Genomic DNA, 11,966 nt, shown 5'->3' on the forward strand with positions numbered 1-11,966 from the left:
AATTTAGCGACAAATTTTAACATAACACCAGTATATTCTACTTAGGGATAATCCGCCCTGGGTCGAATCAGTTTAAATTATTTCCCGTCCGGAGTTTTGAATGAGCAAACAAAGCGGTTTTTCTTTAATCGAAATTATGGTTGTCGTAGTGATATTAGGTATTCTTGCGTCAATCGTCGTTCCCAAAATCATCAACCGTCCCGATGAAGCGAGAGTGGTAAAGGCAAAACAAGATATTTTAGCCATTCAAAATGCCCTCGATTTATATAAGCTCGATAACGGCATGTACCCCACAACTGATCAAGGATTGATTGCATTGGTTGAAAAACCTACATCAAATCCTACTCCGCGCGATTGGAAGCAATACCTTAAATCCCTACCGAAAGATCCTTGGGGACGTGACTATTTATACCTTAACCCAGGTGAGCACAGTGATGTGGATGTATTTACTTACGGGGCATCTGGTCAACCTGGCGGGACTGGAATCACTGCTCAGATAGGCAATTGGGATGCCCGCTGAGCGCGGATTTACGCTAATTGAAATTTTAGTGGTGGTGGTTATTATTAGCATCACCCTAGGTTTTGCCATGCTTGCATTTGGTGACTTCGGAGCCAATCGACGTGCTGTCGTAACAGCAGAACAATTTTCATCTTATGTTAAGCTGGTGCAACAGCAAGCCGTACTCGAAACGAATACACTAGGAATTAATATATCCAAAGACGGTTATGGTACTTATCGTTTTGGAAGGACTTGGGAGTTAATACCCACAAACAACTTTTTTCACTGGCGCAGCTTCCCAAACAATATTATCGTAACACTTAAACAAGGGAGCGCCAAAAACAAACTAAAAAACCCTGACATCATAATCACGCCATCAGGGGATATGAACGAATTCGCTGTTGATTTCGGCACGCCCAAAAACCACAACATTATTACCTTATTTGGCAAAAACAATGGTCAAATTATCATTCAACAACCAAAACAGTTATGATGCTCCCAATTAACCAACAAAGCCAAAATGGATTTACTCTAATCGAGGTTTTGCTTGCCTTATCAGTCATCGCCATCGCGCTGACCGCTCTGTTGAAAGCAACAGCTCAGAATGTTTCCCATACTCAACGCATTAAGGAAAAAACAATTAGCCACTGGGCCGCTATGCAAGGTGTATCGATGATCCAATTAGGGTTATTGCAACCCGGCAACCAAGAAATTACCCAAGTGACTTCAATGTTGGGCCAGCGCTGGTATTGGCGAGCCAAAACGAACCCAACACCAATAAAATCCGTTCAACAAATCACGATTACGGTCAGCAGAAATCAGGCCGGTCCATTTCGCGATCCGCTCATTGCATTTTGGTATAAACCATGAGGAATAGAGGCTTTACTCTCATTGAAATTTTAATTGCCCTTGCAGTGTTCGCTATCCTTGCGGCAATGACCTCTTCTGCCTTGTATTATGCATTTAATACAAGGGCTCGCGTCAATGAGCAGGCCGAGCAATTAAATGCACTTCAACTTGCCCTTACACTCATCGAACGCGATACCGAACAGGTCATACATCGCGACATACATAGCGGTAGCGATATGCACCTTTATCCAGCTTTTGTGGGCGAACCACAATATCTTGAATTATCACGCAGCGGAATTGTTAATCCAAATAGCGAAGAAAAGCGCAGTGTCCTTCAGCGCATTGCTTATTTTTGCCGTAACAACCAGTTTGTCCGACGAAGCTGGATAAGCCTTGATCCTGTCGACAGAAAAGGTTACCAAGATAAAGTATTAATGGATAATCTAACACATTGTCGATTCGCCTATTTAAACGCAAATTTACAAGTTCTATCTGAGTGGCAAGCTAATGCGTTGCAACAAAATCAGCGGGCTGAACCATTACCCAAAGCTATTCGTTTGGACTTAACTTTAAGGAATTGGGGCAACCTAAGTCGTCTCTTCATTATTCCTGAGGGTCTGTATGCGGAAAAATAACCGACTTCATCCAAAACGCAGAAATGGCAGTGCGCTAATTTCTGCACTATTTATAATGACTTTAGTTGCCATTGCTGCAACTGCCATGAGCACCCGTTTACAGCTAGATATTTACCGCACACGACTCACTATTGAAAGTGATAAACTCTATCTTGCATCACAAGCGGTCTCTTTTTGGGCAATGAGTGAACTAGCCAACTCCCAAAATCAGTTCACTGTTAGCGGTCCATTTGGTAAACTTCTTATTTTTCCAGCGAAATTGAAATCCATCTATCCTGATATTTTAATCAAGGGAAGTTTATATGATCTGCAATCCCGATTTAATTTAAACAATGTTTCCGAGCAAAAAAATCAGCTTCCTTTTCTTAACTTTTTAAAAAACGCAACCAAATTAAATCAGCAACAACGCGAGGAATTACGTTTAATTTTGAATAATTGGCTTGCACCTTATCAACCAGGCCAAGATAATGAAATAGACCTTTTTTATTTGAAACAGAAACCTGCTCATTATCCGGCACATCAATTCATGAGAAGTGTCTCTGAATTCCGGTTGTTGAAAGGAGTCAATGCAAAACTTTACAGTAGTTTGTTAAATTTAATTACAGCACTTCCAGAAATCACCCCGGTTAACATCAATACAGCCTCACACCCCGTTCTAATGTCTTTAGGGTATGGCTTAACGCCAGCTCAAGCCAATGAATTAATTTCGATTCGAGGGAAAAAGGGAATTACCAATTTAAGACAGATTAATCCCCTCTTACAAAAACTCAACATCCGCGAGGAACAAATCACTATTACAAGCCAATATTTCATGAGTATTGCGCAAGTTTCGGCGGGGGACTTAAATCTTACGGTGTACTCCCTCCTTAAACGCAGCAAAGACAAGAAGGGTCGATTCAATGTCAGTATCATTAGCGAGAGTTTTAATGCATTTGGATAATCTAAGCCCCTCATTCCATTGGGATTTATTTTTGCTTATTCATCATCTTCTTCATCGGGCTCGGTGGTGGGCTGTTTAGCACTTAATTCTTTGAATAACAAATCACCTCGCACTCTATCTTCAGACGACAGAGTCGGCTCTAATTCAGCAAGCTCTTTTGCAGCTTGCTGGTTTTTATTTGCCGCTGCTATTTTTAACCAAGCGTAGGCTTTAGGAAGATCTTTGGATACACCAAGACCCGCCATGTATAGATAGCCCAATTTCCCTTGAGCCATTGAATTACCTTTCTCAGCTGATTTACCAAACCAATACGCGGCTTGCTCATAATCTTTATCTACCCCATTGCCTGTCAGTAAGAGCTGTCCGAATTGTGCTTGTGCTTCAGTGTTACCCTGCTCTGCCGAGGCTTGGTACCAATAGGCTGCTTTTTTGGGGTCAGCTTTAACACCTAAGCCATTAAGGTATTGATAGGCTAAATAAGCTTGTGCGTTTTTATGCCCTTGATTAGCAGCGCTTGAAAACCAGTAAGTAGCTGAACCCTGATCCGGGGGAATACCATATTTTCCGGTGTATAAAAGCCCAAGGCTATATTGAGCCTTCGGATCACCCTGATCGGCTGCTTTTTGATACCAATAAAGCGCCTTATCGACATCTTTTTTCGTGCCTGTGCCCATCATATATAAGTAGGCAAGATTAACTTGAGCTCTGGCATAACCCTGCTCAGCCGATTTTTTAAACCATTCGAAAGCTTTTGCATCACTTGCTTCCACACCGTCACCAACTGCATACATCAAACCAATATTCCGTTGGGCAATTGAATTTCCTTGTAAAGCCGCTTTCATATACCACGAAAATGCCTCCTTTAAATCTCGCTTTACGCCTAATCCATTATCGTAAAGATAACCTAAACTTAATTGAGCCAGCGCATTATTTTGTTCAGCAGATTTCCTATACCATTCACCTGCTTTGACCTCATCTTTATTTACGCCATAACCATATTGATACATGCGCCCAAGTAAATACATTGCCTCACTATTGCCTTCTCTTGCAGCTTGAGCCAAATGTGGATAGGCCGTTGTGTAATCACCGTTATCGTACGCGGTAAACCCGATGATCACATCAGCAAATGCTGAATTAATAAAAAGACAAGCAGCGATAATTAGTAGTCGCATGCTTACCCTCCAAATAATTCCCTTAATACAAAGAGTAGAATATTGGAACAACAAAGCAAATTATTATTGATAATTTTTAAAATCATAGGGTTTACGTCTATCATTGGTTTTTTAAATATCTCGCTTTGCAACTAAACTATTTAGGATTACATTTTAATAACAAGGGATAGGGTTATGGACTTTAAATTACGCAATAAAACAGCTTTAGTGACAGGCTCGACTGCAGGTATTGGTTTTGCTATTGCTAAAATGCTTGCAGAAGAAGGAGCAACTGTAGCTATTAATGGTCGTACCACAAAACGGGTAATGGAAGCAATTGAGCAAATTAAGTCATTTTTTCCCTCAGCAAAACTAATTGCTGCCCCTGCTGACTTAAGTGTCCCCCAAGATAGTTCGAAACTGATTAACAATATTCCTTCTGTTGATATCCTGGTTAACAATTTTGGTATTTATGAAGTAAAGCAATTTAACGATATCAGTGATGACGATTGGCTACGCTTATTCAATAGTAACGTCATGAGCGGGATACGTCTTAGCAGACATTATCTTCCTTCCATGCTGAAAAATGATTGGGGGCGAATTGTATTTATTTCCAGCGAGTCAGGCGTGCAGATTCCGACTGAAATGATTCACTACGGTGTGACAAAAACGGCTCAAGTGGCACTCGCCCGCGGAATTGCTGAAACAACAGCGGGAACAAATATCACTGTCAATTGCGTACTTCCGGGGCCTACAAAAACTGAGGGTGTCATTACTTTCATTGAAAATCTTGCAAAGGAACAAAACAAAACTGCCAAACAAGTTGAACAAGAAATATTTACATCGGTTCGACCAACCTCTTTATTGAAACGCTTTGCAGCACCTGAAGAAATAGCTGCTTTAGTTACGTACCTATGCAGTCCGTTGTCCTCAGCTACGAATGGTGCAGCATTACGTGCTGATGGAGGAATTGTACGCGCTATTCTCTAGGGGAACAAAATCGACCAAGCAAGGTAATTCCATTTCATTAACTTCTAAAAGGGAATTAAGTGCATCATCAGGACCAATCAATGATTCTAAAATGAAAACGATCGGTCACGAGAAGTAGATTCTTGCTCAGGTATTTGGACAAATGGGAACGAGGTATGTTTGCCTCCCTTCCGATAATAATCCATCCGTGATTCTTCCAATTTAACTAGAGCAAGATTAAGTTTTATCAAAGACTTGTGTAGCTCCTCATAGGGAAGGGATGAATCTAAGGCGCTCAGTTTTGGCGCTAATTTAAAAAGCATTAAGCCATAATCTGACTCTAAATTAGCTGACAGCCATTTTAATACCTGGTAATTATCATCAGTTCGATTTTGAAAATATACCAGTGTTGCTGTGCTGATCACCGATTCAATAATTTCTGCTATACGTGCATATAAGGTAAAGCGATCGTCTATAGAAGCCTTATCAAAAAATTGTTTTACTAAATTGGAAAAGGTTTCAAATCGGGAATGAAATTTATATTCTCGTTCACCGTATGTCTGAGAGCGGTTATTGCTATCGCTTGCTTCTTGCTTTTTATTAGAAAGTTGATTGATAAGTTCCAAGGAAAGAAGTACAAATTCTACTCTTGCTAAAAATAACTTCCCTTGAGGCTCCTTCTCTAGTACAGAACGCCCTTGCTCAATAATTTCAGCACAGGATTTTCTTAAAAGTTTTAAATTTGCAGTGTTTCTATTTTGCATATAACCGGCAGCTGCATCAACAATAGCCAATAGTACTCGTTCTGCTGTTTTATAACTCATTTCTCCAATAAATGTTAAATCCTTTTTAAGCCCCTCTAATTGAACAACAACTGCAATTTCTTCCACAAACAAAGCATCATCAGTTTCAAATTGAATATAAAGTAATCCTACTGCTTTAAGAAAGTAGTATAATCTTTCTAGAGTTAATTTTAAGTTAGGGTAGTTTTCTCCACATGCAACAGTCATCTTCCTAATTTCATTGAGACAGGAGTTTGCAAAACGGGAATAAGAAGAACTGTCCCTATGAAGCATGTAAGCATAACTAGCTATTTGTAATCTAAAAATTAGATGTTGTATTTTCTCATTTGTAGGCTCAAATTCATGAACTAGATTAATGAGCGCCTGCAAATTGGAAAAAAATTGCTGTTCAGCCTCAGATAATTGAGCTAGCCCCCCAAATGGTTCATAGATTTCTTTGTACAAGGAATCTATAAACGCATCGAACTCAACACTTCTACCTAAAAGAAATGAAGATTCTCCTAAAAAATCACTAAGTAAACCAGAATGCATTGTTTTAAAAGCAGAAATCATTTCCCTTGGAATATTAATACTAATCTCATATTTCAACTCGGATAATACCCATTTTTCAACAGCGTTGATCGTTAGAGTTTGTGCTTGCGCCCTGAAAGGTAACCGCTTGGAATTCTTTGCAAAAACGAATACTCTTTTTCCAGCTACCAAGGCTTGTTCATATGACGTGATTAGTTCACTTAATTCAGTTAATCCTAATTTTTTTGATTTGATAAGAAACGGGATAAAATGAACGCTCCAAAAATCAGCATTTTCATTTCCATGTTTTGCATAAATCACCACAAGTCCAATTATAAATTTTGCGAAGTAATTTAAAGTAATAGTTCCCTCAGGAGCATTATTCAATTTCAAGAAAAGATTAGAAATAACACCAAGCATCATCTCTATTTGAAAATGAGTATCTGCGTTTGATTCAAATACTATTTCTTTTAATTGGGCAAACAAAAAATCAAGGAATTTTTTTGCATTTTCTTGATCGTTAACATTAATTTTACTAATAAATGCTTCAATTAATTTTTCATACCACATTCTTTTTTACCACTAAAATTATTCGCTAAAGTATAAATGAGTTGCGCTCAGACTAAAATGGTTCTAATTTTTATTTAAAGATGCTAAAAATTGTTCTACATCCTTACTCGATAACTCCTTCCAGTTTCCCCTAGCTAAGAAACGTGGCAAAGTTATTTGTCCATACCGAATACGAATAAGACGACTCACCTCAACGCCTTGAGATTGCCATAACCGGCGCACTTCACGATTTCGCCCCTCTGCAAGCGTGACATGATACCAAGCGTTAGTCCCTTCACCGCCCCTAAATTCAATACGCTTAAACTGTGCAAAACCATCTTCTAACTCTACACCCTTCAGCATTGCATTAATCGTATCGGTGCTTACTTGCCCATGGACTCGCACTGCATATTCTCTTTCCAAACCAAATTTAGGATGCATTAAGCGATTAGCTAACTCTCCATCATTGGTAAAAATCAACAATCCTGAAGTGTTAATATCTAAGCGTCCTACTTGCACCCATCGTCCGTGCTTTAAAGGCGGCAATTTGTCAAAAACTGTTCTGTTGTGTTTGGGATCGTAACGACTAGAGATTTCTCCAACAGGTTTATGATAAATTAGAATTCGAATTTTATTCTGTTTTTTAAGAGGATTAACTATCAAACGTCCATGTACACTGATTTTATCATTAGCTCCAGCGCAATCGCCTAATTTTGCAATTGTGCCATTAACTTGAACTGCACCTTGCTCTATCCATCGCTCCATCTCTCTTCTTGAACCTAGTCCTGCTTGGCTTAATATTTTCTGTAATCGTTCACTATTCATTATTCTACACACTCTTCAATAGGTTGCTTGGCCACTGTAGCCAATGGATCGGTGATAGTATCCAAAGCAGGTAAATCACTCAGGCTTGATAAATTGAAATAATCAAGAAAAATCTTAGTCGTCACATAAACTGCTGGTTTTCCAGGAACATCTCGATGTCCCGCAACTCGAATCCATTCTCGTTCCAAAAGGGTTTTCAAAATTGAACTGCTTACCGCAACACCACGTATATCTTCAATATCGGCACGAGTAACAGGCTGGCGATAAGCAACAATAGCCAATGTCTCCAACAGCGCTCGAGAATATTTGGCTGGTTTTTCAGCATATAATCGGCTAATCCATACGCTGTATTCTATTTTGGTCTGCAAACAATAACCGCTTGCCAAGCATTTTAGTTCAATTGCTCTGGTTTCATACTCCTTTGCTAACTGATTTAAGGCTGCAAGGAGTTGATCTCGGCTGGGCCGTTGCCATTCATCAAACACCCCTTGCATCTCTTCTAAGGATAAAGGCTGGTTTGAATTCATTAGTAAAGCTTCTAGGATTGGTTTAAGTTCACTTTCATTCATAATTCACAACCTGTACGTGAATAGCAGTGTATGGATTAGCTTGGATAATGACTAGCAGTGATTGTCTAGCAAGCTCCAATATTGCTAATAACGTTACTGCAAGCCCCATTCTTCCTTCCACTCGATTAAACAATTGGGTAAAAATCACCGTCTTATCACGATTTAATCGATCGAGTACCAAAGACATACGCTCCCTTACAGACAAAGGTTCCCGAGAAATTTGGTGGTTTACCAAATGACTTTGTCGCTTAATTAATTCGCGCATTGCTTCAACTAAACTATCTATCTCGACATCAGGATGCATCACTGTCCTTTCCATATTTTCACAGGGCAAAGAAAATCGGAATACGTCCCGGTCGCAGCGTGGTAAATTATCAAGTTCTAGAGCTGCGTTTTTAAACTGCTCATAAACTTGTAATTTCCTCACTAACTCCAAACGAGGATCTTCTTCCGCTTCCTCTGTCTGGCTAGGATTAACTGGCAATAATAAGCGCGACTTTATTTCTGCAAGCATAGCCGCCATCACTAAATAATCGGCAGCCAACTCCATACGACGCTCTTCCATCATGTGGATGTATTGCATGTATTGCTGAGTGATATGGGCAATTGGAATATCTAGGATATCGATGTTCTGGCGGCGGATAAGGTATAACAATAAGTCCAATGGCCCAGAAAATGACTCCAATAAGATTTCCAATGCATCTGGAGGAATAAATAAATCAGGCGGTACTTCGGTTACTGGTTTGCCATCGACAATTGCTAATACAGGGATCGTTGGTGTTAATACATCAACATTCATTAGTAATCCAAACCCATTACTTCACGAACTGTATTAAGATTTTTATTCGCTTCCTCTCTGGCAGCCTCCGAACCCTCTGCAATGATACGCTTTACCGAAGCAAGATCAGCTTCATATTCCTTTGCAGCGGCTTGAATCGGTTGTAATTCATGATTAATTGCCTCAATAATCGGTCTTTTGCAGTCTATACAACCAATACCAGCTGTACGGCAACCAGTCTGTACCCACTCTTTTACATCGTCTGGCGAATAAACTTTATGCAACTGCCAAACTGGACACATGTCAGGTTCTCCCGGATCTGTACGTTTAACACGTGCAGGATCAGTGGGCATAGTTAAAATTTTCCTTTCGACCTGTTCAGGTTCTTCTCGCAATTGAATTGTATTATTGTAGGATTTCGACATCTTTTGCCCGTCCGTACCCGGCATTTTTGATGTTTCGGTAAGCATTGGGTGTGGTTCGGGTAATATAATTTTCCCTGAACCATCCAAATATCCTAATAAGCGCTCTTTATCACCAATTGACAAATTGCTTTGATTAGCAAGCAAAGCCTTAGCCGTATTTAATGACTCCAGGCAGCCTTCTTGTTGAAACGCTTTACGCAACTGAGTATAAAGAGAACCATTTTTCTTTCCCATCTTTTTGATAGCTTCCAACGCAAGCGACTCAAAATTTGGTTCTCGACCATAGATAAAGTTAAAACGTCTAGCTATTTCGCGAGTTAACTCGATATGTGCGACCTGATCTTCGCCAACAGGCACATAATCTGCCTTATACAAGAGCACATCGGCGCTTTGAAGCAACGGATAGCCTAAAAAACCATAAGTTGATAGATCTTTATCGTGTAATTTCTCTTGTTGATCCTTAAAACTAGGAACCCGCTCAAGCCACCCTAATGGTGTGATCATGGATAATAAAAGATGCAATTCAGCATGCTCCGGCACCCATGATTGAATAAAAATTTTCGACAAACTGGGATTTAAGCCACAAGCAAGCCAATCAACTACCATATCCCATAAAATAGACTCAATAAAGCCAGGCTCATCATAGCGGGTTGTCAAACCATGCCAATCTGCTACAAAAAAATAACAATCGTATTGATGTTGTAGTTTAAGCCAATTTTTTAAAACACCATGGTAATGTCCTAAATGGAGACGGCCGCTGGCGCGCATTCCTGATACAACTCGTTTATTAGCACTGAATAAAGCTGACATCTAAATCCTTCACTTTGTTTGTAACATTAATCAACTAGTAATATCGGGTACTAGAACCTGTACATTATTACCTGAATGGTTCTGGATCCCCTTTTCCTTCACGCAAAATGACAGGGTAATCACCTGTCAAATCAACCACTGTCGTTGGTTGATGACCACAATTTCCACCATCAATGATTAAATCAATTTGATTCCCCAATAAATCCCTAATTGCCTCAGGCTCACTCAGTGGTGCAGAAGCTCCAGGTAAAATGAGTGTTGTACTCATTAGAGGGGCCTCGAGGCATTCAAGCAAAGACAAGGTAATGTTATTTTCCGGGACGCGCAAGCCCAAAGTCCTACGTTTTGGATGTAACATTAATCTTGGAACTTCATGTGTTGCGTTTAAAATAAAGGTATACGATCCTGGGGTAAACGCTTTTAACAAACGAAAGATAGCATTTGAAACTTTCGCATAAGTACCTAGTTGTGATAAATCTCGACACACTAGGGTCATATTATGATTTTTATCCAATTGACGCAGACGCCTAATCCTTTCTAAAGCCGCTTTATTTCCCAATTTGCAACCCAATGCATATCCGGAGTCAGTGGGGTACACTATTAATCCACCCTCTTCAATAATCGCTGCTGCCTGCCTCAATAATCGTGCTTGCGGGTTATCTGGATGAATTGCAAAAAATTGGCTCATTAGTGTCCCCTGTTACATAATCCATTGGTGCCAAATTGGCCTACAGTTTAACGGTAATTGCCTCTGTCTTCCAAGTGAAATACGCGACAAAGTCTCACCATGGTAATCTGAGCCAGTGGAAGCATACAACTGATAGCGTAAACAAAGTTCAGCTATTTCCTGCACTTGCGCAAGCGTCATATCGCCTGAAACAACTTCCATTCCTATACCGCCTGCTTCTTTAAACTCACCAATTAATTCCCGCAGTTTTGTACGGGTGAGAGAATATTTTAAGGGGTGGGCAATAACAGCACTTCCTTTTGCTTTTAGGATGCCTTCTACTGCTTCGGGAATAGAAATCCAAGGTGTCGGAACAAAAGCAGGCTTTCCTCTTGCTAAAAATCGGTCAAATGCTGTCTGTAAATCCCTCACCAATCCCTCTTCGACAAAAATCTGAGCAAAATGAGGACGGGCAATTCGATTATGACCTGCAATCGCACATGCCTTATCGTATGCATCCTCAATTCCACATGCCCGCATTCTTTCAGCAATCTGCTGTGCCCGAGCTATTCGGCATCCATTCTGTTGCTTGATTAACGCTTGAATATGCTCATTATCGACATCAAAATTTAGACCTAGAATATGGATATCATATTTTTTCCAGCGCGTGCTAAATTCTATCCCGTTTATTATTTTAATGGGGTACCCTGATGCGGCTTGTTGAATGACCTTTACTCCATCTATGGTATCGTGATCGGTTAATGCCAAAGTCGTAATGTTAGCTTCCAGCGCTTTTGACACTAACGCTTTAGGAGAGAGTATTCCATCAGAAAAATTGCTATGGCAGTGTAAATCAATCATAAGCGGGCAGGGTATGAATTATGTTAGAGATTAACTAATATTTAATTAAGTATATCAAATTAGAATAACCCCAAAAAGAAAATAAGACCAGGTAACTTACTATGTTGCAGGATAAAAGTCACTTAT

14 protein-coding genes are annotated in these 11,966 nt (G+C 39.8%); 6 read left to right on the forward strand and 8 right to left on the reverse strand.

Annotated elements, in window-relative coordinates:
* Positions 1–100 precede the first annotated feature (100 nt).
* From lspG to gspK, 5 genes are read left to right on the forward strand one after another with little or no spacing between them, the layout of a single operon-like run.
* Positions 101–520: a GspG family T2SS major pseudopilin variant LspG gene (gene lspG / locus LMI_RS08225; RefSeq protein WP_045099368.1), complete on the forward strand. Its 420-nt coding sequence runs from the start codon at positions 101–103 to the stop codon at positions 518–520.
* Complete coding sequence (gene gspH / locus LMI_RS08230) at positions 510–992, forward strand: type II secretion system minor pseudopilin GspH (RefSeq protein ID WP_045099369.1); 483 nt, start codon at positions 510–512, stop codon at positions 990–992. Before lspG ends, gspH begins: the two co-directional genes overlap by 11 nt.
* Complete coding sequence (gene lspI / locus LMI_RS08235; RefSeq protein ID WP_269450634.1) at positions 989–1,369, forward strand: GspI family T2SS minor pseudopilin variant LspI; 381 nt, start codon at positions 989–991, stop codon at positions 1,367–1,369. The genes gspH and lspI overlap by 4 nt, the downstream gene beginning before the upstream one ends.
* Positions 1,366–1,983, forward strand: coding sequence for a GspJ family T2SS minor pseudopilin variant LspJ (gene lspJ / locus LMI_RS08240; RefSeq protein ID WP_045099370.1), 618 nt, complete (start codon positions 1,366–1,368; stop codon positions 1,981–1,983). The genes lspI and lspJ overlap by 4 nt, the downstream gene beginning before the upstream one ends.
* Positions 1,970–2,923: a type II secretion system minor pseudopilin GspK gene (gene gspK, locus LMI_RS08245; protein WP_045099371.1), complete on the forward strand. Its 954-nt coding sequence runs from the start codon at positions 1,970–1,972 to the stop codon at positions 2,921–2,923. Before lspJ ends, gspK begins: the two co-directional genes overlap by 14 nt.
* A 35-nt stretch (positions 2,924–2,958) precedes the next feature.
* Here gspK and LMI_RS08250 read toward each other — a convergent pair whose 3' ends face one another.
* Positions 2,959–4,095 carry an SEL1-like repeat protein gene (locus LMI_RS08250; RefSeq protein WP_045099372.1) on the reverse strand — a complete coding sequence of 379 codons (1,137 nt, stop codon included), beginning with the start codon at positions 4,093–4,095 and terminating at the stop codon, positions 2,959–2,961.
* Between the two features lie 174 nt (positions 4,096–4,269).
* Here LMI_RS08250 and LMI_RS08255 point away from each other — a divergent pair, with 174 nt between their 5' ends.
* The gene (locus LMI_RS08255; RefSeq protein WP_045099373.1) at positions 4,270–5,064 is read left to right on the forward strand and encodes an SDR family NAD(P)-dependent oxidoreductase; all 795 of its coding nucleotides are present in this window, start codon (positions 4,270–4,272) and stop codon (positions 5,062–5,064) included.
* Positions 5,065–5,150: 86 nt separating this feature from the next.
* Here the strand turns inward: LMI_RS08255 and LMI_RS08260 are convergent, their stop codons facing one another.
* From LMI_RS08260 to LMI_RS08290, 7 genes are all read right to left on the reverse strand, one after another.
* Positions 5,151–6,926 (reverse strand): hypothetical protein, encoded by a 1,776-nt coding sequence (locus LMI_RS08260; protein WP_045099374.1) that lies wholly within the window; start codon positions 6,924–6,926, stop codon positions 5,151–5,153.
* A gap of 63 nt (positions 6,927–6,989) precedes the next feature.
* Positions 6,990–7,730: a 23S rRNA pseudouridine(2605) synthase RluB gene (gene rluB, locus LMI_RS08265; protein ID WP_045099375.1), complete on the reverse strand. Its 741-nt coding sequence runs from the start codon at positions 7,728–7,730 to the stop codon at positions 6,990–6,992.
* The gene (scpB, locus tag LMI_RS08270) at positions 7,730–8,299 is read right to left on the reverse strand and encodes an SMC-Scp complex subunit ScpB (RefSeq protein ID WP_045099376.1); all 570 of its coding nucleotides are present in this window, start codon (positions 8,297–8,299) and stop codon (positions 7,730–7,732) included. Before scpB ends, rluB begins: the two co-directional genes overlap by 1 nt.
* Positions 8,292–9,098 (reverse strand): segregation and condensation protein A, encoded by an 807-nt coding sequence (locus LMI_RS08275; protein ID WP_045099377.1) that lies wholly within the window; start codon positions 9,096–9,098, stop codon positions 8,292–8,294. The genes scpB and LMI_RS08275 overlap by 8 nt, the downstream gene beginning before the upstream one ends.
* The gene (locus LMI_RS08280; protein WP_045099378.1) at positions 9,098–10,312 is read right to left on the reverse strand and encodes a tryptophan--tRNA ligase; all 1,215 of its coding nucleotides are present in this window, start codon (positions 10,310–10,312) and stop codon (positions 9,098–9,100) included. Before LMI_RS08280 ends, LMI_RS08275 begins: the two co-directional genes overlap by 1 nt.
* A 67-nt stretch (positions 10,313–10,379) precedes the next feature.
* The gene (locus LMI_RS08285; protein WP_045099379.1) at positions 10,380–11,000 is read right to left on the reverse strand and encodes an L-threonylcarbamoyladenylate synthase; all 621 of its coding nucleotides are present in this window, start codon (positions 10,998–11,000) and stop codon (positions 10,380–10,382) included.
* A gap of 12 nt (positions 11,001–11,012) precedes the next feature.
* Entirely contained in the window at positions 11,013–11,840 is an 828-nt protein-coding gene (locus LMI_RS08290) for a PHP domain-containing protein (protein WP_045099380.1), read from the reverse strand.
* Between the last annotated feature and the right edge of the window lie 126 nt (positions 11,841–11,966).

Origin of the sequence: Legionella micdadei (genome assembly GCF_000953635.1) — a bacterium.
Lineage (GTDB): Bacteria > Pseudomonadota > Gammaproteobacteria > Legionellales > Legionellaceae > Tatlockia > Tatlockia micdadei.